Consider the following 19,277-nt stretch of genomic DNA (forward strand, 5'->3'; position numbering starts at 1 on the left):
ATTTAGTTTATTTTAAAAACCCTTTAAGGCTATCGCTTCTTTGTAACCAAACATTCCTCTGTCTTTAATCATATCCGCTACACCTTCTGGAAGTTGGCATTCCCAACCCGTTTCGCAATTTGCAATTTTAGCCAGAATCTCACGAGAGTAAATTTCGGAATATTTAGGATTATAAGTCTCAATATCAACGATTCTATTATTATGCTTAAAATACTTATACAGTTCCTTAAGATTTTCGGTAACTTTCAAATTGTCAGAATTTAATACCTCATGAGATTCAGGATCTTTGTATGGATACAAATAAACTTTCATATCTTTTCTAAAGAATTTACCAAACGCTTCCAATATTCCACCTGGCAAGTTTTTGTAATAATCTTCATCAAAAACCATCAACAAATTATTAACGCCCATCGCTACCCCTAGATAGCGAATGTTATAGCTGTAAAAATACTCTACCAAACGATAATACTCAGAAAAGTTAGACACCATTACAGTATAACCCAACTTTGCCAACACATCTACCCTATCCAAAAAGTCTCTCTCGTCTATTTTACCCGTTGCTCTAAGATTAGCCGTTGTAATTTCAAAGATAATTACGGTATCTTCAGGTTTTCCTTTAGTATCCTTTAGAAATAGATTTAGCCCATTTTCAAACATATCTATATTTACCAATGTTACAGGTCTAAAACTACCTCTAACCGCAAAAACATCTTTTTTGTAAAGAATATCTGCAGGAAGCATATTTTTACCTTCTGAATTAAATATCACCGCTTCTGTCATACCTTTTTTGACAAGTTGTAAGCTCATCAATCGGTTATCAACATATTCAAATGCAGGCCCCTGAAAATCAATCATATCAATTTCTATTTTATCAATAGAAATATCATCGTAAAGGCTGTTAATCAACTGTCTTGGATTATCAGCATAGTTAAAAGCTCCAAAAATGAGATTAACACCTAGATTCCCTAAAGTTTCCTGCTGAAGCGTAGCATCATTTTCTTTAAATCTGATATGCAGAATAATTTCGCTGTACTCCACTCCTGCCTCGTGCTGGAACATCAATCCTACCCAACCATGACCTTTAAAGGTCTTGTGGTAATTTATCGTGGTTACGGTATTAGCATACGAAAAAAACTTTCTATCTGGAGTTTCGGTATTATCTAATCGCTCCTCTATAAGGCTCACCTCGTGTCTGAGCATTTTTTTTAATCTATTCTGAGTAACGAATCTATTTTTAACCTCTTGCCCATAGATGGCATTACTATATTCCTTATCATAAGCAGACATCGCTTTAGCAATAGTACCGGAAGCTCCTCCTGCTCTAAAGAAATGACGTACCGTCTCCTGCCCCGCTCCAATTTCCGCAAATGTCCCGTATATTGAAGGGTCTAAATTAACAGCTAATGCTTTTTGTTTAGGGGTTAAAACCGCTTTGATTCCCGACATATTCGCAATATTTATATTTTTTTGTAAATTTACCAAAATGATTTTAAACTCAAAAATGAAGCTAAAATTTTTAGGCACAGGCACTTCGCAAGGCATACCTGTTATAGGATCTAAGCACCCTGTTTGTCTTTCTCAAAACCCTAAAGATAAAAGACTTAGATCTTCCGCCATAATTACAACTAATGGTAATAAAAAAATCTTAATAGATTGTGGACCCGACTTTAGACAACAAATGCTTTCCTTCGGAGAATCTCACATAGATGCACTCCTAGTAACGCACGAGCATAATGACCATATTATTGGACTAGACGACCTTCGTCCCATTATTTTCAACACTAATAAAAACATACCTATCTATTGTTTAGAAAGAGTTTCAAATGAAATCATACAAAGGTTTCCTTACGCCTTCGCTACGGAAAAATATCCTGGAGCACCTAGTTTTGACTTATATAAAATTACAAACCAACCATTTGAACTACTAGGAACTTTAATAGAACCCATAGAAGTACTCCACGGAAAACTCCCCATACTTGGTTATAAAATAGGAAATCTGGCCTATATTACCGATGCGAGTTCCATTAGTGAAGACCAGCTTGAGAAATTAAAAAAATTAGATATTTTAATCATCAACTGCTTAAGAGCAGAAGAACTACATGCTTCCCATTTTATACTTCCACAAGTTTTAGAACTTGTAGAAATATTGAAACCCAAAACTACTTACCTTACCCATATTAGCCATAGATTAGGGTTTCACAATGAAATAGAAAGCCTATTACCTCCTCACATAAAACCTGCTTATGATGGATTGGAGGTTTTTTGGTAAAATGCTAAAAAATATTTTTGTATAATCTAAAAAAAGTCTATATTTGCAGTCTCTAATTCAACCCATGCCCAGATGGCGGAATTGGTAGACGCGTTGGTCTCAAACACCAATGCCGAAAGGCGTGCCGGTTCGATCCCGGCTCTGGGTACAGTAAAATGCTGTTGAGTTTATCAATAGCATTTTTTTTATTCCCAAACAACAAAAAATAGCTACTTTAAAAAGTAGCTATTTTGCTATTATTATTGAACATTTTAAAGATTGTTCAATATAAATTGTGTCATCTTTTCATAAAGTTGAGAGCGAGTATTCCCTCCGTATATGCTATGATTTTTATCTGGGTAAGTCATAAACTCAAACTGCTTTTTATTCTGAATAAGTGCCTCGGAAAATACTGCTGCATTCTGAAAATGCACATTATCATCTGCCGTACCGTGTATCATCAAGAACTTACCTTTTAATAAATGAGCATATTCTGTAGGAGAGTTTTCATCATAACCTTTTGCATTTTCTTGTGGTGTTCTCAAAAATCTTTCTGTATAAACCGTATCATAAAAACGCCAATTGGTAACTGGTGCTACTGCAATTCCCATTTTAAAGACCTCAGCTCCTTTAGTCATTGCTAAACTCGCCATATAACCTCCGAAACTCCAACCAAAAATTCCAATTCTATTCGCATCTATATAAGACTGTTTCCCAAACCATTTTGCAGCGGTTATTTGGTCTTCTATTTCGTATTTACCCAAATTAAGATAGGTTGATTTTTTGTACTTCGTCCCTTTATATCCTGTTCCTCTACCATCTACACAGGCTACAATATATCCTTTCTGAACTAAGTGATTAAACCATAAGCCATTCCCAGAATCCCAAGAATTACTTACCTGTTGAGACCCTGGTCCTGAATACTGAAACATAAACAAAGGATACTTTTTATTAGGGTCAAAGTTTTTAGGTTTCATAATCCACGCATTCATTTGATCTCCTGCATTATTAGGTATAGTAAAAAACTCCTTTTCTACCCAATTATCCGTTTTCAACTTAGTTAAAAGCTCATCATTATTTTGTATTTCTTTCAAACTCTTTCCATTTCTATCTTTCAACACATATTTGTGTGGTGTTTTAGCCGAAGAGGTTGTATTGATAAAATAATTAAAATTAGGACTAAAAGAAGCCGTATTATTACCTTCTAAATCCGAAACAATTTGAGATTTACCCGTATTGATATTGATTTTAGACACCACCTTGTTGATACTTCCATTCTGAGTAGTTTGCACAAAAACCTCTTGATTTTTAGCATCAAAACCGTAATAATCTGTAATTTCCCAATTTCCTTTTGTAACTTGTTTTTTCAACTTACCTTTAGCATCATACCAATACAAATGACGGTAACCATCTCTCTCCGAAGCCCATAACATACCTCCATCAGAAAGAAATTCTAAAGTCAAATTATCAGTTTCTATCCACGCCTTATCTGTTTCCGTAAATAGTTTTTCTATTTTTCCGCTAGAAGTTTTTAGTTTTAGTATATCTAACTTGTTCTGATGCCTGTTAGCTGTAGCCACCAAAACCTCATCAGACGCCTTAGACACAAATAATTGCGGGATGTAATAGTTCTCAAAAGCACTTAAATCTACCTTAGCTATTTTTTTTGTATCCAACTGATAATAGTGCAAACTAACTTCAGAGTTTTTTTCGCCTGCTTTTGGATATTTGAATTTAAAATCTTGTGGATATAGATTGTTTCCGTAGATAGGCATATTCATTTCAGGAACAGATGTTTCGTCAGACTTTATAAAAACAATGGCATCACCGCCACTATTCCATACATATTGTTTGGCGTGACCAAATTCTTCTTCATAAACCCAATCTGCCAATCCGTTCAAAATTTCATTTTTCTTACCGTCCGTTGTAATTTGAACCACCTGCCCCGATGCTAAGTCTTGGTAATACAAGTTATTCTCTGAAATAAAAGCCACTTTACTACCATTAGGCGAGAATGTAGGTTCCTGAACAGGTTTACCTTCAAATAAAGAAATGATTTTCCCGTTTGATAAGTCTTTAATTTCAAAAACCCCTAAAAAAGAATGTCTGTAAATAGGCTCACTAGCTTTTTGTAACAAAATCTTTTGACCATCGTTAGAAAGTCGATAATCTTCGTATCTTCCTTCTACTATATAACCTTCTTTTTGTAAAGTTTTATAAGAATATTTTGCAATTCCTGCTGGTTCTATTACAGCGTAATAGTCATCTGTTTTCAAAGGAGAAATCCCCGCTATACCTTTACCTCTATAATAGCCCGAGTAGATTTTATCCAATGTAATTTCTTGCCCTTTATAGGCATTAACAGACAAAAATAAACCTAATGCTAGTATCACTATTTTTTTCATATCATAATAATTATTACAAATCGTCCCAAAGATAAAAAAACTAACTATTCTATTTAACATTTCATCAAAAATAAAAAATCACCCCAATGTTCTGGAGTGATTTTAGATATTTAGTACTGAAAACTTCTTATTGCTTCTAAAGTTTTATCTATCTCGTTATCTTTTATTTCAGAGGAAATAAACCAAGTTTCGTACCCACTAGGTGGAAGATAAACACCTCTCTCTAACAAGTGATGGAAAAAGGTATTAAATAACGAATGATTGGCCTGTTGTGCCTCATCAAAGTTAGCCACTCTATTGGTATGGAAAAACACAGACATCATAGAGCCTTTTCTATTGATACGGTGTTCAATCCCTTTTTCGTTAAGGATTTTAGCAATTTCAAAATCTAATTTTTCTGTGGTCTTATCAAGGTTTTGATAGAAGTTTTCATCATTTTTAATAAGTTGCAGTGTCGTCAGTCCCGCTCTCATCGCAATAGGATTACCACTAAGCGTTCCTGCTTGATAAACAGCACCTTTAGGAGCTAGACATTCCATAATTTCACGACGCCCAGCAAAGGCACCCACAGGCATACCTCCACCGATAACTTTACCATAAGTTACCAAGTCCGCCCTCACTCCATAGACCTCTTGAGCTCCACCAAATCCTAGACGAAAGCCCGTCATCACTTCATCAAAAATTAAAAGAGTTCCGTTACGGTCGCAAATTTCTCTCAGATTTTGCAAAAAGTTGTTTTCAGGAAGTACACAACCCATATTACCAGCCACTGGCTCTATGATAACCGCCGCAATTTGCCCTTCGTTATGGCGAAATAAATCTTGGATTTGTTCCCAATCGTTATATCTTGCTAGTAAGGTGTCTTTAGCCGTACCTTGTGTAACTCCTGGAGAGTTAGGGTTTCCAAAAGTTGCCGCACCACTTCCTGCCTTTATCAGAAACGAGTCTGAATGTCCGTGATAACAACCTTCGAACTTAATAATTTTATCTCTCCCTGTGTAACCTCTAGCCAAACGAATAGCGCTCATACAAGCCTCTGTACCAGACGACACCATTCTTATTTGGTCTATATTAGGTACATTCGCTGTAATGAATTTAGCAATTTCGGTTTCTAATTCGGTAGGTGTTCCAAATGAGAAGCCTTTTTCAGCTTGTAACTTTACAGCCTCCAGCACTTCGGGGTGAGTATGCCCTAATATGGCTGGTCCCCACGAATTGATATAATCTATATAAGTTTTATCGTCTGCATCTGTAAGATAAGCCCCTTTGGCCGACTTCATAAATACAGGAGTCCCACCCACCGATTTAAACGCCCTTACGGGAGAGTTTACACCGCCAGGAATATAGTTTTTAGCCTCTTGAAATAAAGCACTACTTCTTTGATATAACATTTTAATTTTATTTTTCCTAATTATTAAATATTATCTACGTGGAGCTTTCTTTTGCAAATAAATAATTTGTCCTTCCTTAGGCTGTTCTCCCTGCTCCATTCTGTTTTTAGAGTAAAGTTTTCTTAACTTAACACCAAACTTTTGGGAAATTTTATGCATTGTATCTCCCTTTTCAGCCTTGTATGTTTCTACACTTCCTGTTGAAGATTTGGGTTCCAAAAATAAGATATCATTTGTTTTTAATTTACTCCCGCTTAAATCATTCCATTTTAACAATCTTCCTTCTCTCATATCAATTTTTTTGGCAATGTAAGCCACATCAGTATCTGCAGGAATCACTACATATTTCAACCCTTCGTTAGGATGAGATTGTACTGCCATACCTTCTAGCAATACTAACTTTTCCTTTCTTAATTGCTCTGCTGTTTTTTGTTGCTCTGCATAAGAAGTTTGCCTATAAGGAACATATACTGTTACATTTTCCTTCTTTTTAACCTCTTTTTGAGGGTTTATTTTCGCCATAAACTCCTTATCATCATTCAACTCTGGATAAAGTTTTAATAATGTATAAGAAACTTCTTTGGACGAAATATTATCAAACTCGTAAAGTTTATACTTTTCTATCTTATCTATCAAAATATAAGCATACCTAGGATTGGTAGCATATCCTGCTTTTTTAAGCCCATGAGCCCAAGCTCTATAATCCTTTGGGTCAAGTTTAAATAGATTAGTATAGTATTTGCGATAAGCTAAAAACTTAGAGTGGTCTTCATAAGATTCCTTTGGGTCGTTATACACACGGAAACACTCGTTAGGAGCATCATCAGTATGCCTCATGGTTTTGCCTGTCCAATCTTCCTTACATTTAATTCCAAAATGATTATTACCTTCTTTCGCCAAACGAGATTGCCCACCTCCTGTTTCCAATATCCCTTGTGCTAAAGTAATACTTGCTGGGATTTTATATTTTTCCATTTCTTCTACGGCATATCCTGCAAAACGCTGGATATATTGGTCATCTGTTGCCCACGTCTGAGCCTTAAATTGAGAAACAACTAAAACCGTCGAAGCTATCAAAAACTTTTTCATAATATCTTATAAATTATGTTTTTATTAAAAATAAAGCAGCAAACCAATCCAGCTTGCCACTCAACAAAGATACAATAATCTTTTTATTTGTAGATGTAAGCCTATCTCACCTATACCACATCTTCCTCAACAATAGTAGGTCTGCCTTGGTTTTTCAGGAATTCATTAGCTCCTTTTATCCCTTGTAAACCACCTGTATGAAAAGCTAAAATTTTACTACCAGAAGCAAAAAAGCCCTCATCTATCAGCTCCCATAAACGTTTCATCATCTTGCCTGTATAGATAGGTTCCAACAAAATATTATAATTATGATAAAATTTATTGATAAAAGCCACCACTTCGTCTGTTATTTTACCATAACCTCCTTGACCTGTCTCCATCAATTGAAAATTATTTCTTCCGCTCCATTCTAAAATTTTACCGTCTAAAGAATCATCTTTTACAGCCTTAAAACCCAAAACTTTCTGATATTTTTCAGCAAATTTAGAAAGTCCTGCTATCGTTCCACCAGTACCTACTGCCGTGCATAAATAATCAAATTCTATTGTCTTTTCATTCAACATAAATTGAACACCCTCCACCGCTAAAGCATTGCTGCCTCCCTCGGGAATGATAAGTGCGTTAGGAAAAAGCTCCTGATAGATTTTTGTAATATGTTTTTTATCTCTATAAGATTCTCTAGTTACAAAGTCAAAAGCCATTCCGTCTTCGTTAGCCTTTACTAATGTAGGATTTTCTTCCCACTTATAGACCAGCTCCTCTCCTCTTATAATCCCTAAAGTTGGAACTTCTAAATCTCTTCCCAAGGCTGCCGTTGCAGCAATATGGTTAGAAAAAGCACCGCCAAAAGTAATAATCAGTGGATTTTCGACCTGTTTTTTCCTGTAATTCTCTATATTATAAAGTAGTTTCCAGTATTTATTACCTGATATTTCTCGGTGCACCAAATCCTCTCTCTTAATATAGAGTTCAATTTGTTTATTAGGATGAGGAATTTTTATTATCGGAATTTCAACTTTGCTCATTATTTGTATTTTAAAAATGCCCAAAAACTCCTCTCTTTAAGATAATGTAAATTAGATTCATTAGCATAAGCCTCTCTTTCAAAACAAATATTGATGTAGGCTAAATGAGGATTTTTGTATTGATACAATCTATAATAAAACTCTAACACATACCATAGATAGAAGAAAACAAGTCCTAACTCCAGCTGTTGTCTTAAGTGTATTTTTTCGTGATTAACCAACTTTTTGTTAGTTTTATCTGCCCTTTTGCGTAAAAAAATGAATGGAAAAATAGCAATTCCTGTAATTTTTGTATTTTTAAGCAATTTTTGGCACACTATTATCATTAGGATAAAATTAGTATAGCAAAGATATAAATTCTAACTTATGTCATCACACAACAGTAATGAAAATGAAGATTTCTATTATAACGAACAAGGTTATAAGGTGTTTACGGAAAAATACCATCTTAAAAGAGGTTACTGTTGCAAAAGTGGCTGTAGACATTGCCCATATGGATATGACAAGAAAACTGACACATTTATCAAGAGTAAGAAACCTTTAAAACAATAGCAAAATGAAAAAATATGTTTTTTTAATCCTAGCCGCTACTACACTAAGCATCACTTCTTGTAGTCCTTTTAACATCAGAACTGACTATGCAGAAACTGCTCAGTTTAATCAGTATAAAACTTATATGTTCCGAACTGATGACTTAAAAATAAATGATTTAGACAAGGACAGAGTGCTTAATGAAATTGCAAAGCAATTCAACGCTAAAGGTCTTAGTACTAACCAAAACCCAGATTTAATAGTCAATGTAAAAGCTTCTCATAAAAAGGTAGAAGATATACAAAGTACCAACCCTTATGGCATGTGGGGCTGGGGAGGTCCTTGGGGCTGGGGTTGGGGTATGAACCGCACTTGGGTTTCTAACTACAACACAGGTACTTTAGTAATAGACATTATAGACGCCAAGACTAACAAATTGGTTTGGCAGGGCATCGGGAGTGGCATCAATGTAGATGCTCCTAAGTCTAAGCAAAAACAGATACCTCAAATTGTAGAAGGAATTTTAAAGAACTATCCTCCCCAGAAAAAATAATAATTCATAAGGCTATCTTTTTAAGGTAGCCTCTTTTTTTAGAGAGGCCAAGTCTAATTCAAAATAGTTCTAAAAAAACAATATAAAATTCTTACTTTTGTAAGTATAAATTTTTTAACATTGAGAACACATTTCATCGCTATAGGCGGAAGTGCTATGCACAACCTCGCCATCGCTCTTAAAGATAAAGGTTATGTAGTAACAGGTTCAGACGACGCCATTTTTGAACCTTCAAAATCAAGATTAGAAAAAAAAGGGTTGCTCCCTAAAAATCTTGGTTGGTTTCCAGAAAAAATAACATCAGATATAGATGCTGTAATACTAGGTATGCACGCCCATGCTGATAATCCCGAGCTAGCCAAAGCCAAAGAACTCGGTCTTAAAATATTCTCTTACCCAGAGTTTTTGTACGAGCAAAGCAAAGATAAAACTCGTGTTGTAATTGGTGGCTCACACGGTAAAACTACCATTACCTCTATGATTCTTCATGTCCTCAATTTTCATCAAAAAGAGGTAGATTATATGGTGGGAGCACAACTAGAAGGCTTTGATTGTATGGTAAAAACCACAGAAACTAACGACTTTATGATTCTGGAAGGAGATGAATATTTATCCTCACCTATAGATTTAAGGTCAAAGTTTCTTTTGTACCAACCTAACATCGCTCTTATTTCTGGGATTGCGTGGGACCACATCAATGTATTTAAAACTTTTGATGATTACATAGAACAATTTAGAAAATTTGTAGCAAGTATTACTCCTGGTGGCGTATTGGTGTACAATGAAGAAGACGAAGAGGTAGTAAAAGTAGTAGAAGCTGCCGAAAATTACTTCAGAAAAATCCCTTACAAAACTCCAAAATATAAAATTACAGACCAAAAAGTTTATCTAGAAACCGAAATGGGAGAAATTCCGTTGTCTGTTTTTGGTGCTCATAATTTACTGAATATGGAAGGTGCTAGGCATATTTGCCAACAGCTAGGTATTATGGAAGAAGATTTTTATGAAGCTATTATGAGTTTTAAAGGTGCATCTAAAAGATTAGAAAAAGTTGAAAGAAACGATAATGGCATTCTTTACAAAGATTTTGCCCACGCTCCTAGCAAGGTAAAAGCGACCACAAAAGCGTTTTCGGAGCAATTTTCTAACACCACTAAATATGGTTTCTTAGAACTTCACACTTACTCTTCTCTAAATCCAGAGTTTTTAGAACAATATGCTCACAGTTTAGATTTATTAGACCAAGCGGTAGTTTTCTACTCGGAGGAAGCTCTAAAAATAAAAAGAATGGATACTATTTCTCCAGAACTTATCAAGAAGAAATTTAAAAATCCTAATCTAAAAGTCTTTACCCGTGTGGAAGAATTGCACGAATATTGGCAAAGTTTAGATAAAACCCAAGGGGCATTTCTAATGATGAGTAGCGGTAATTTTGGAGGTTTAGATTTAACCCAATAATACCCTCGACGTTTTATGCAGTTAGAACACCACGAAGTCATCAACCTAAAACACCACAAAGAGATAAGCCTTATCTTGGAGCACCTACAATCTCCAGAAAATGTAGGGCTTATCCTTAGAACGGCTGAAGCTATGGGAGTGCAAAAAGTTGTGATACTTTCTGATAACTTCCACCAACTTTCCCCTAGAATAAAACGAACCACAAGAAGTACAGAAAATAATCTCAATATCATCTTTGTAAACAGTTGGGAAGAAGCTCTTAATCATTTTGAAAAGAGTATCCATTTTTACGCACTAGAAAAAACAAGTAAAAGTGTAGATTATGCAACTTTTGAATACCATTTCCCTTGTGCCATCGTATGCGGTAACGAAAAAAATGGGGTTTCCGAAAAAGCTCTAGAAAAGTGTACCGACCATCTACACATCAATATGTATGGAAAAAACACTTCTCTAAATGTAGCTATTGCTACTGGTATTTTACTTTCGAAAATAGTATCCTAAAAACATAAAATATGACTTGGACAGAAGTTTTAGCACCTATAAAAAATTCTCCTTATTTTAAAAATTTATGGCAAAAGGTAAAACAAGAGTATGGACAGCATAAATGTTTTCCTTCTAAAAAACAGATATTTAGAGCTATTGAGCTTACTCCTTTTGAAGAAGTGAAAGTCGTAATTTTAGGCCAAGACCCTTATCATAATGATTTTCAAGCTAATGGATTATGTTTTTCAGTATCAGACCAAGTACCCGCACCACCATCACTAAGAAATATTTTCAAAGAGCTACAAGACGATTTAGGTATAATTAAAACCAGCAACGAGCTAGACTCTTGGGCAAAACAAGGCGTACTTCTACTGAACGCTACTCTTACCGTGAAAGCTCACGAAGCTAATTCTCATAAAGATTTAGGCTGGGAAACCTTTACAGATTTTATCATTAAGGAAATATCAAACAAGAAAGAAAATGTTGTTTTTGTGCTTTGGGGTTCTTTTGCACAAAAAAAAGCTCAGTTTATAGACGCACACAAGCATTACATTATAAAAACAGCCCACCCTTCTCCTCTATCCGCTCACAGAGGCTTTTTAGGTAGTAGACCTTTCTCTAAGATAAACAACTATCTTCTATCAAAAAATAAGGAGGAAATTAAATGGTAACTTGATTGAATAAAAAAATGGCAAGCTACCTAAATCACACCGCTACAACCGATTACCTTTGCTGCGTTCCCACCCTGGAGGATTTTCAGGAGCTGGTTGTTTAGGACTTGCCGTTGCAAATATACAACTTTTTCAGAAAATACAAAACATCAGAAAATTTATAGATTCAGTAGAACTACATTTTCCATGCGTTTATCATTTCTCTTTTCCCTTTAGGACCTTCTAATTTTTCCACTTTAAAATTAAGCGATTTTAACACTCTTTGAAAACTACCTTTAGAAGAGTACGTAGTTAACAAACCACCTGCTTTCATCTTGTCCGCCACCATTTCCATAAGAGGCAACTCCCACAAATCCGGCTGAACTCTAGCTCCAAAACAATCAAAGTATACCAAATCTATCTTTGGCAACTCAATGTTTTTTAATTCATAAAAATCTGTATTAATTTTTGTGATATTAAAATTAGGCAATATCTCGCAAGGTTGCTCCCATTCACATTCGTGTAAAGTTGTGTTGATAACATCTATATCAGGAAGATTAAATAAGTTATGAAAAGATAGTTCCTTAATTTCTTTTAAACTCACAGGATACTTCTCTAGAGTAAAATAATTTATTTTCTTTATATCATTAGAAGCCCCTATTTTTTCCATACTTACTAAAGCATTCAGTCCCGTCCCAAAACCAAGCTCTAATATATTTATTTCCAAATCATTAACTCTATCTAAACCATTTTTAATAAATACATGCCTTGCTTCTTGGAGAGCTCCATGATGAGAATGATACCCTTCATTTAAGTCATTTATAAACAATGTTTTAGAACCATCAGCTGTTAATTTAACCTCTCTTTTCATTCTATTTTTTTTCAAAAATAAACCAAAAATTGAATATTCCAAAAATTATATTATCTTTGTAAACAACGAGTAAATTTTTCAAAAATGATAATTCAAAAATCAGAAAATCCTAGAATCAGTAGTTTTAATCCTGAGAATTTTTCTTTCGGGAATACCTTTATAGACCACATGGTAATATGTGAATATGAAAACGGAAAGTGGGGAGAACCTAAACTTATGCCTTACGGACCGTTACCATTTACTCCTGCTATGATGGGGGTTAACTATGGACAGGCTTGTTTTGAAGGTATGAAGGCTTATAAGGATAAAGATGGAGAGGTTTACTTATTCCGTCCAGAAAAAAACTTTGCAAGAATTAACAAATCTGCAAAAAGACTAGCAATACCTGAACTTCCTGAAGAAGTTTTCATGAATGGATTAAAAGCACTCATGGATATTGATAGAGATTGGATTCCTTACGGAGAAAATTCCTCTTTATATATTCGTCCTTTATTATTTGCTACAGAAGAAGCTCTTAAAGCAAGAATAGCCGACAAATATATGTTTGCTATAGTAGCAGCACCAGCAAAATCTTATTATACAGAGCCTGTTTCTGTAAAAATAGCAGACTATTACTCTCGTGCCGCCAGTGGTGGGGTTGGTTCAGCTAAAGCCGCTGGAAACTACGCCGCTTCTTTCTATCCAACTAAATTAGCTAATGAGGAAGGTTATGAGCAGATTATTTGGACAGACGACGCTTCTCACGAGTATTTTGAAGAAAGTGGCACTATGAATGTATTTGTAAGAATAGGAGATACTATTTACACACCTCCTACATCTGATAAAATATTAGACGGTGTAACTAGAGATAGCTTTATACAACTAGCCAAACACAATAATATAGAGGTAAAAGTAGAACCCGTTAGCGTAAAGAAAGTAATTGAAGCACACAAAGAAGGTACCTTAAAAGAAGTTTGGGGTGTTGGGACGGCAGTAGTTTTAAGTGTATTCCAAGCGTTAGGGTATAAAGATGACAAAATGGTTCTACCTCAACTAAGCGAAGAAGAAAGTTTTGCAATAAAACTTAAGAACCAGTTAGTAAGCATTCAAACCAATACAAGCGAAGACCCATTTGGATGGAGATATAAAGTAGAGAAAGGATTTGTAGATACTTTATAATAACATCTAAATATAAGTTATAAGAAAGGGAAGACGAGTAGTCTTCTCTTTTTTTATGATAACTAAAAAAATCTCAAGCTCATCTCTTTAAATTGAAATAAAAAACCCTGACACTTTAAAAAGCATCAGGGTAAAAACTAATAACCATGAAAACTCAAATTAAACATGAGAATCGTTATCATTATATCAAAAGCTGTGCCAAAAAAAGTTTTAAAACTAGAAATAAGTTCGTATTTTTGTACGGTTAAAATTAAAATAAAATGTCAGGAAACATTACTTTTACAATGATTAAACCAGATGCAGTAGCAGATGGACACATAGGAGCTATACTAGGGAAAATAGTTGAAGCAGGATTTAAAATTAAGGCAATGAAACTTACTCAACTTACAGTAGCTGATGCTAAGAAGTTTTATGAAGTTCATGCTGAAAGACCTTTCTACGGAGAGTTAGTAGAGTTTATGTCTTCAGGACCTATTGTAGCAGCTGTTTTAGAAAAAGAAAATGCAGTTGAAGATTTCAGAAAACTAATTGGTGCTACAAACCCTGCTGAAGCGGCTGAAGGAACTATAAGAAAGATGTTCGCTAGAAGTGTAGGAGAAAATGCAGTACACGGTTCTGACTCTGATGAAAATGCAAAAATAGAATCAGCATTCCATTTCTCTGGAAGAGAGATTTTCTAAGAAGAATAAAACAAATATCATAAAAAAAGGCTATCTCATCTCTGAAATAGCCTTTTTTGTATCATTAAATCAATAACAAACTAACTTCTTCTTTCTTATTCGCAAAGGATAATCCCTTTATCGTTACTAAATTCTATAACGCCACTCTTTATCGGAAGCGAATAAACAGAGTCTTTACCATCTTCTTTAGAAAAATACTTCGCATAGTCTGCCGATACTTTATCAAGGTAAAGTTTTACTTTTCCCCCAACTAAAGACGATACAATAGCTGCGTGATTTTTCATAATATGAAACTCCCCGTTCTTCCCTGGAAGTAGCACAGACTCTACCTCTCCCTCAAAAGCTACATATTCTGGTGTTAATATTTTTATATTCATCTTAAATGACAGTTTAAAATTTTAAATGTTGAGTTCTAGAATAATCTCTAAAACTCAACACTTAAAATCTGAATTATTTATTTTCTGCTAACATTTTCTCTCCAGCCTCTATAGCTTCCTCTATAGTACCTTTAAGGTTAAATGCTGCTTCTGGTAAATGGTCTAGTTCACCATCAATAATCATATTAAATCCTTTGATAGTATCTTTAATATCTACCAATGCTCCAGGAATACCTGTAAATTGTTCCGCTACATGGAATGGCTGAGATAAGAATCTCTGTACCTTTCTTGCACGATAAACCACCAATTTATCCTCTTCAGAAAGTTCTTCCATACCAAGGATAGCAATGATATCTTGTAGTGCTTTATATCTTTGTAAAATTTCTTTTACTCTCTGAGCACAGTTGTAATGCTCCTCTCCAATAATTTCTGGAGCTAATATTCTAGAAGTTGAATCTAGTGGATCTACCGCTGGATAAATACCTAAAGAAGCAATTTTTCTAGAAAGTACCGTAGTCGCATCTAAGTGAGCAAAGGTAGTTGCTGGAGCTGGGTCGGTTAAGTCGTCCGCAGGAACATATACCGCCTGTACTGAAGTAATAGATCCATTTTTAGTAGAAGTAATTCTCTCCTGCATTGCACCCATCTCAGATGCTAGTGTTGGTTGATAACCTACCGCAGAAGGCATACGCCCAAGAAGTGCAGACACCTCTGAACCAGCCTGCGTAAAACGGAAAATGTTATCCACGAAGAAAAGTACATCTCTACCTTGTCCTGTTTCTCCACCGTCACGGTAGTACTCTGCTAAAGTAAGACCAGAAAGTGCTACTCTTGCTCTCGCACCTGGTGGCTCATTCATCTGTCCAAAAACGAAAGCAGCTTTAGACTCCTTCATTAGTTCGGTATCTACTTTAGAAAGATCCCAACCTCCTTCTTCCATAGAGTGCATAAAGTCATCTCCGTATTTAATAATACCAGACTCTAACATCTCTCTAAGAAGGTCGTTACCCTCACGGGTTCTTTCACCTACTCCTGCAAACACAGATAGACCACCGTGTCCTTTTGCAATGTTATTGATAAGCTCTTGAATAAGTACTGTTTTACCTACTCCCGCACCTCCAAATAAACCAATTTTACCTCCTTTTGCATAAGGCTCAATAAGGTCAATTACTTTAATACCTGTATAAAGTACCTCTGCTGAAGTAGAAAGTTGGTCAAACTTAGGTGCTTCTCTGTGGATTGGCAAACCGCCTTCTTTAGATAAATCCTGTAATCCATCGATAGCATCACCCACTACATTAAATAGTCTTCCGTTAACTTCATCACCTATAGGCATTGTAATTTGGCGACCTTGTCCTACTACTTCCTGCCCTCTTTGAAGACCATCTGTAGCGTCCATAGCGATACATCTTACTGTATCCTCACCAATATGTTGCTCTACTTCAAGCACAAGCTTTTCACCATTTTTTTTAGTAATTTCCAGTGCATCATAGATCTTTGGAAGCTCTTCTACTTCGCTAAAAACGACATCTATTACTGGACCAATAATCTGAGAAATTTTTCCTTTAATTTGGTTTGCCATTGCTAATTTTTTTCTTGTGTGCAAATATAATGATTATTAACAAATTTCCAATTGCTTAAAAAAAAGATTTTTATCATATTTGCAAAACAAGTATTTGGAAAGATTTTATTGTTCTAAAATAATTCCAACAAACCTATTTTAATGAAAGTTATCAATTCTATATCCGAATATAAAAATCCGTTACCTCTCGCACTTTCAATAGGAATGTTTGATGGTGTTCATCTTGGACATCAAAGCATTATCAAGAATTTAAAGGAAATATCAGACGAGAAAAAACTCAGTTCTGGACTACTGACTTTTTGGCCACATCCTAGAACTATATTTAATCCTAATGAAAATTTAAAACTCCTAAATACTTTAACCGAAAAGACCTCTTTAATAGAAAATTTAGGTGTGGATTTCCTTTTTTTACAAAACTTTGACGAAGACTTCAGAAACCTCTCCGCAGATGATTTTGTAAAGAAAATATTAGTAGATAAACTGAATATAAAGTATCTTATTATAGGTTACGACCATCGTTTTGGAAAGGATAAAAAAGGAGATTTCAATCTGCTCCAAAAAATGGCAACCGAGTTTGATTTTGAAGTTCAGCAATTAGATGCCATACAGCTAGAAAACCAAAACATCAGCTCTACTAAAATTAGAAATGCAATTGCCAGTGGTGATTTTAAAAGTGCTAATGATATGCTTGGTTACCATTACCCACTAAGTGGCAAGGTGATACACGGTAAAAAAATAGGAAGAACCATTGGCTATCCTACCGCTAATATCAGTATTGACGATATTAAATTATTACCCAAAAAAGGAGCTTATATTGTAGAAGTTTGGATAAACAATCTATTCTATAAAGGAATGCTAAGCATAGGTACTAATCCCACAGTATCAGGCACGGAATTATCTATTGAAGTGTATATTTTAGACTTTAATAAAGATATTTACGACCAAAACATTACCATAAAATTTAGAGATTTTCTACACGAAGAAATTAAGTTTGACGGACTAGAAGCTCTTATCAAAAAACTTGACGAAGATAAAGCCCTAACCGAAAGTTTTGAGTTCTAAAAGCTATAAACTCAATATTTCTTCTTTTTGTTTTTTGGTGAGTTTGCTAAAAACCAAGTCGTAAGAGTGGTCTAACAACTCCAATAATAATGATTTTGGTAAACCTTCTACCACCACGGTGTTCCAATGTTTTTTGTTCATATGGTAGGCTCCGTATATTTGAGGATATTTTTCTCTCAACACTTCGCTCCATTCGGGATTAGTCTTTACATTAAATGCCAATGGAATTCTATCTAAAGAAAGCAACAAAAAGACTTTACCTGAAACCTTAAACACCAAAGTTTCGTCATTAAAAGGAAAACTTTCGGTAACACCTTTCTTCTCTAAACAATAAGCTCTTATAGCTTCTATATCCATAATTTTTATCTAGTCAACAGACAAAATAACAACGCCAACATTGCAGGTACGGCTTGCAACAGAATGATTTTCTTACTAGCCGTAAGCCCTCCGTAAATCCCCGCTACAATAACACAACCAAGAAAGAAAGCCCTTACATTAAAACTCCATTCTGGGTTTTCTATCAAAAAAGACCACACCAAACCTGCGACTAAAAACCCATTATACAAACCTTGATTAGCAGCCAACCCCTTAGTAGGTCTAAATAATTCTTTCGGTAGGCTTTTACCAAAAACTCTTTTCCCTGCTGTTTCCCATGCAAACATTTCCATCCACAAAATATAAAGATGCTCTACCGCTACTAAAACCGTTAAAATTTCTCCTATTATTTTCATATTTAACCTTTTATTTATTGAGCTTAAATTTGATAAAACAAAGAGGTCATCTTAAATTCAAAAGACAACCTCTTTATTATTAGATTAAGATATGGATATATTATTATTTCTTATTAGCTAAGTGATAATAAGCCAACATCTTATAGTATAGCTTTGCCGCTAAAAATGCCGTAGGTTTCGCCATTGGAGAGTCCATTAGTTCTACAATATCAAAGGCCACTACATTGCATTTTTCAAACACCTTTTTTAGAAGCTCTAAAGTAGGATACCAAGCCAAGCCTCCCGGTTCTGGCGTCCCTGTAGATGGAGCAATAGAAGGGTCAAACGCATCTAAATCTATCGTGATGTAAACATTTCCTGATACCTTTTCTAATACCTCATCTATCCAATTAGGATTTTGAGCAATCTCGTGAGCCCAAAAACACTGTCCTTTTGGTACATATTGCATCTCTTCTGCGTCCATAGAGCGGATACCCACTTGCACTAGATTATGCTTCTGACTAGCTTCAAACACGGCACAAGCGTGGTTAGATGTAGACCCATGAAACTCTGGGCGAAGGTCTGTATGAGCGTCTAATTGTAATACCGTAAGATTCTCATACTTCTCTCCTACCGCACGGATAGAGCCAATAGATACCGAATGCTCCCCACCAAAGAGGGTGAATAATTTATCTTCGTGTTTTAGGAGTTCTTTTGTTTTTTGGTACACCGCTTCCGTCATAGCTTCTGGAGAGCTATCTTCCGTTACCTCACCTGCTAAATATACGCCTTCTAAATAAGGCTCCGTACCTGTCTCAATATCGTAAAGCTCCATATTTTCGGAAGCATCTAAAAATAGTTCTGGACCTTTATCGGCTCCTTTACCCCAAGTAGATGTCCCATCATAAGGAACTGTAACTAACATTACTTTTGAGTTTTCTAAACTTGCATTTTCCTCTGGAATACCTGCGTATGTTTTCATTTAATATAATTTTGTGTTATTA

General features: G+C 35.0%; 21 protein-coding genes, 1 tRNA gene and 1 other RNA gene. 10 read left to right on the forward strand and 13 right to left on the reverse strand.

The features are described 5' to 3' along the window. Window positions 1-12: 12 nt before the first annotated feature. Window positions 13-1,446: a TonB-dependent receptor gene (locus D1J36_RS00725; RefSeq protein WP_154137045.1), complete on the reverse strand. Its 1,434-nt coding sequence runs from the start codon at window positions 1,444-1,446 to the stop codon at window positions 13-15. A 37-nt stretch (window positions 1,447-1,483) separates the two neighbouring features. Between D1J36_RS00725 and D1J36_RS00730 the strand changes: the two genes are divergently transcribed. Beyond that, window positions 1,484-2,269: an MBL fold metallo-hydrolase gene (locus D1J36_RS00730; protein ID WP_154137046.1), complete on the forward strand. Its 786-nt coding sequence runs from the start codon at window positions 1,484-1,486 to the stop codon at window positions 2,267-2,269. A 66-nt stretch (window positions 2,270-2,335) separates the two neighbouring features. Further along, window positions 2,336-2,417: transfer RNA gene (locus D1J36_RS00735), tRNA-Leu, on the forward strand. A gap of 103 nt (window positions 2,418-2,520) precedes the next feature. Here D1J36_RS00735 and D1J36_RS00740 read toward each other — a convergent pair. The 5 genes from D1J36_RS00740 to D1J36_RS00760 all read right to left on the reverse strand — a co-directional run bounded on the left by D1J36_RS00740 (window position 2,521) and on the right by D1J36_RS00760 (window position 8,484). Continuing rightward, window positions 2,521-4,653, reverse strand: coding sequence for a S9 family peptidase (locus tag D1J36_RS00740; protein WP_154137047.1), 2,133 nt, complete (start codon window positions 4,651-4,653; stop codon window positions 2,521-2,523). A gap of 110 nt (window positions 4,654-4,763) precedes the next feature. Continuing rightward, entirely contained in the window at window positions 4,764-6,044 is a 1,281-nt protein-coding gene (gene hemL / locus D1J36_RS00745) for a glutamate-1-semialdehyde 2,1-aminomutase (protein ID WP_064970585.1), read from the reverse strand. Between the two features lie 30 nt (window positions 6,045-6,074). Continuing rightward, on the reverse strand, window positions 6,075-7,133 hold the full coding sequence (locus D1J36_RS00750; RefSeq protein WP_154137048.1) for a glucosaminidase domain-containing protein: 1,059 nt from the start codon (window positions 7,131-7,133) through the stop codon (window positions 6,075-6,077). A gap of 110 nt (window positions 7,134-7,243) precedes the next feature. Continuing rightward, window positions 7,244-8,158, reverse strand: a complete 915-nt coding sequence (locus tag D1J36_RS00755; protein WP_154137049.1) for a 1-aminocyclopropane-1-carboxylate deaminase/D-cysteine desulfhydrase — start codon at window positions 8,156-8,158, stop codon at window positions 7,244-7,246. Next, window positions 8,158-8,484, reverse strand: coding sequence for a hypothetical protein (locus tag D1J36_RS00760; RefSeq protein WP_004919423.1), 327 nt, complete (start codon window positions 8,482-8,484; stop codon window positions 8,158-8,160). The genes D1J36_RS00755 and D1J36_RS00760 overlap by 1 nt, the downstream gene beginning before the upstream one ends. A gap of 40 nt (window positions 8,485-8,524) precedes the next feature. Here D1J36_RS00760 and D1J36_RS00765 point away from each other — a divergent pair, with 40 nt between their 5' ends. The 5 genes from D1J36_RS00765 to D1J36_RS00785 all read left to right on the forward strand — a co-directional run bounded on the left by D1J36_RS00765 (window position 8,525) and on the right by D1J36_RS00785 (window position 11,854). Beyond that, a complete protein-coding gene (locus D1J36_RS00765; protein ID WP_154137050.1) occupies window positions 8,525-8,710 on the forward strand; it encodes a DUF5522 domain-containing protein in 186 nt (61 codons plus the stop codon). A gap of 4 nt (window positions 8,711-8,714) precedes the next feature. Next, window positions 8,715-9,242, forward strand: a complete 528-nt coding sequence (locus tag D1J36_RS00770) for a DUF4136 domain-containing protein (protein ID WP_154137051.1) — start codon at window positions 8,715-8,717, stop codon at window positions 9,240-9,242. A 120-nt stretch (window positions 9,243-9,362) separates the two neighbouring features. Next, a complete protein-coding gene (locus D1J36_RS00775) occupies window positions 9,363-10,700 on the forward strand; it encodes a UDP-N-acetylmuramate--L-alanine ligase (protein WP_154137052.1) in 1,338 nt (445 codons plus the stop codon). A gap of 15 nt (window positions 10,701-10,715) precedes the next feature. Beyond that, on the forward strand, window positions 10,716-11,201 hold the full coding sequence (locus tag D1J36_RS00780) for a TrmH family RNA methyltransferase (RefSeq protein WP_154137053.1): 486 nt from the start codon (window positions 10,716-10,718) through the stop codon (window positions 11,199-11,201). 11 nt (window positions 11,202-11,212) lie between these two features. Next, the gene (locus tag D1J36_RS00785) at window positions 11,213-11,854 is read left to right on the forward strand and encodes a uracil-DNA glycosylase (RefSeq protein WP_154137054.1); all 642 of its coding nucleotides are present in this window, start codon (window positions 11,213-11,215) and stop codon (window positions 11,852-11,854) included. 15 nt (window positions 11,855-11,869) lie between these two features. Here D1J36_RS00785 and ffs read toward each other — a convergent pair. Next, window positions 11,870-11,967: signal recognition particle sRNA small type (ffs, locus tag D1J36_RS00790), an RNA gene on the reverse strand. A gap of 62 nt (window positions 11,968-12,029) precedes the next feature. Further along, a complete protein-coding gene (mnmD, locus tag D1J36_RS00795; RefSeq protein ID WP_154137055.1) occupies window positions 12,030-12,704 on the reverse strand; it encodes a tRNA (5-methylaminomethyl-2-thiouridine)(34)-methyltransferase MnmD in 675 nt (224 codons plus the stop codon). An 84-nt stretch (window positions 12,705-12,788) separates the two neighbouring features. On the opposite strand from mnmD, the gene D1J36_RS00800 reads away from it, so the two are divergent. Next, window positions 12,789-13,862 carry a branched-chain amino acid aminotransferase gene (locus D1J36_RS00800; RefSeq protein WP_154137056.1) on the forward strand — a complete coding sequence of 358 codons (1,074 nt, stop codon included), beginning with the start codon at window positions 12,789-12,791 and terminating at the stop codon, window positions 13,860-13,862. 260 nt (window positions 13,863-14,122) lie between these two features. Further along, window positions 14,123-14,542: a nucleoside-diphosphate kinase gene (locus D1J36_RS00805; RefSeq protein ID WP_154137057.1), complete on the forward strand. Its 420-nt coding sequence runs from the start codon at window positions 14,123-14,125 to the stop codon at window positions 14,540-14,542. 95 nt (window positions 14,543-14,637) lie between these two features. Here the strand turns inward: D1J36_RS00805 and D1J36_RS00810 are convergent, their stop codons facing one another. Both D1J36_RS00810 and atpD read right to left on the reverse strand, forming a co-directional pair. Beyond that, the gene (locus tag D1J36_RS00810) at window positions 14,638-14,919 is read right to left on the reverse strand and encodes a FoF1 ATP synthase subunit delta/epsilon (protein WP_154137058.1); all 282 of its coding nucleotides are present in this window, start codon (window positions 14,917-14,919) and stop codon (window positions 14,638-14,640) included. Window positions 14,920-14,992: 73 nt separating this feature from the next. Then, window positions 14,993-16,501, reverse strand: coding sequence for a F0F1 ATP synthase subunit beta (gene atpD, locus D1J36_RS00815; protein ID WP_004919449.1), 1,509 nt, complete (start codon window positions 16,499-16,501; stop codon window positions 14,993-14,995). A 141-nt stretch (window positions 16,502-16,642) separates the two neighbouring features. Here atpD and D1J36_RS00820 point away from each other — a divergent pair, with 141 nt between their 5' ends. After that, entirely contained in the window at window positions 16,643-17,563 is a 921-nt protein-coding gene (locus D1J36_RS00820; protein ID WP_154137059.1) for a bifunctional riboflavin kinase/FAD synthetase, read from the forward strand. Window positions 17,564-17,566: 3 nt separating this feature from the next. On the opposite strand, the gene D1J36_RS00825 is transcribed toward D1J36_RS00820, so the two are convergent. The 3 genes from D1J36_RS00825 to speB form a co-directional block, all read right to left on the reverse strand. Next, entirely contained in the window at window positions 17,567-17,920 is a 354-nt protein-coding gene (locus D1J36_RS00825; RefSeq protein ID WP_154137060.1) for an MmcQ/YjbR family DNA-binding protein, read from the reverse strand. Window positions 17,921-17,925: 5 nt separating this feature from the next. Then, a complete protein-coding gene (locus tag D1J36_RS00830) occupies window positions 17,926-18,294 on the reverse strand; it encodes a DUF1304 domain-containing protein (RefSeq protein WP_154137061.1) in 369 nt (122 codons plus the stop codon). A 103-nt stretch (window positions 18,295-18,397) separates the two neighbouring features. Beyond that, window positions 18,398-19,255, reverse strand: a complete 858-nt coding sequence (gene speB, locus D1J36_RS00835; protein WP_013447170.1) for an agmatinase — start codon at window positions 19,253-19,255, stop codon at window positions 18,398-18,400. Window positions 19,256-19,277 lie beyond the last annotated feature (22 nt).

The organism is Riemerella anatipestifer (assembly GCF_009670965.2).
Lineage (GTDB): Bacteria > Bacteroidota > Bacteroidia > Flavobacteriales > Weeksellaceae > Riemerella > Riemerella anatipestifer_B.

Excerpts from the sequence above, each read along its gene's own strand:
- mnmD (WP_154137055.1), bottom strand. The coding sequence starts at position 12,704 with ATGAAAAGAGAGGTTAAATTAACAGCTGATGGTTCTAAAACATTGTTT.
- D1J36_RS00820 (WP_154137059.1), top strand. The coding sequence starts at position 16,643 with ATGAAAGTTATCAATTCTATATCCGAATATAAAAATCCGTTACCTCTC.
- D1J36_RS00760 (WP_004919423.1), bottom strand. The coding sequence starts at position 8,484 with ATGATAATAGTGTGCCAAAAATTGCTTAAAAATACAAAAATTACAGGA.
- atpD (WP_004919449.1), bottom strand. The coding sequence starts at position 16,501 with ATGGCAAACCAAATTAAAGGAAAAATTTCTCAGATTATTGGTCCAGTA.
- D1J36_RS00780 (WP_154137053.1), top strand. The coding sequence starts at position 10,716 with ATGCAGTTAGAACACCACGAAGTCATCAACCTAAAACACCACAAAGAG.
- D1J36_RS00730 (WP_154137046.1), top strand. The coding sequence starts at position 1,484 with ATGATTTTAAACTCAAAAATGAAGCTAAAATTTTTAGGCACAGGCACT.
- D1J36_RS00740 (WP_154137047.1), bottom strand. The coding sequence starts at position 4,653 with ATGAAAAAAATAGTGATACTAGCATTAGGTTTATTTTTGTCTGTTAAT.
- D1J36_RS00825 (WP_154137060.1), bottom strand. The coding sequence starts at position 17,920 with ATGGATATAGAAGCTATAAGAGCTTATTGTTTAGAGAAGAAAGGTGTT.
- D1J36_RS00750 (WP_154137048.1), bottom strand. The coding sequence starts at position 7,133 with ATGAAAAAGTTTTTGATAGCTTCGACGGTTTTAGTTGTTTCTCAATTT.
- D1J36_RS00810 (WP_154137058.1), bottom strand. The coding sequence starts at position 14,919 with ATGAATATAAAAATATTAACACCAGAATATGTAGCTTTTGAGGGAGAG.
- D1J36_RS00765 (WP_154137050.1), top strand. The coding sequence starts at position 8,525 with ATGTCATCACACAACAGTAATGAAAATGAAGATTTCTATTATAACGAA.
- D1J36_RS00725 (WP_154137045.1), bottom strand. The coding sequence starts at position 1,446 with ATGTCGGGAATCAAAGCGGTTTTAACCCCTAAACAAAAAGCATTAGCT.
- D1J36_RS00785 (WP_154137054.1), top strand. The coding sequence starts at position 11,213 with ATGACTTGGACAGAAGTTTTAGCACCTATAAAAAATTCTCCTTATTTT.
- D1J36_RS00800 (WP_154137056.1), top strand. The coding sequence starts at position 12,789 with ATGATAATTCAAAAATCAGAAAATCCTAGAATCAGTAGTTTTAATCCT.
- D1J36_RS00770 (WP_154137051.1), top strand. The coding sequence starts at position 8,715 with ATGAAAAAATATGTTTTTTTAATCCTAGCCGCTACTACACTAAGCATC.
- D1J36_RS00805 (WP_154137057.1), top strand. The coding sequence starts at position 14,123 with ATGTCAGGAAACATTACTTTTACAATGATTAAACCAGATGCAGTAGCA.
- D1J36_RS00830 (WP_154137061.1), bottom strand. The coding sequence starts at position 18,294 with ATGAAAATAATAGGAGAAATTTTAACGGTTTTAGTAGCGGTAGAGCAT.
- hemL (WP_064970585.1), bottom strand. The coding sequence starts at position 6,044 with ATGTTATATCAAAGAAGTAGTGCTTTATTTCAAGAGGCTAAAAACTAT.
- speB (WP_013447170.1), bottom strand. The coding sequence starts at position 19,255 with ATGAAAACATACGCAGGTATTCCAGAGGAAAATGCAAGTTTAGAAAAC.
- D1J36_RS00755 (WP_154137049.1), bottom strand. The coding sequence starts at position 8,158 with ATGAGCAAAGTTGAAATTCCGATAATAAAAATTCCTCATCCTAATAAA.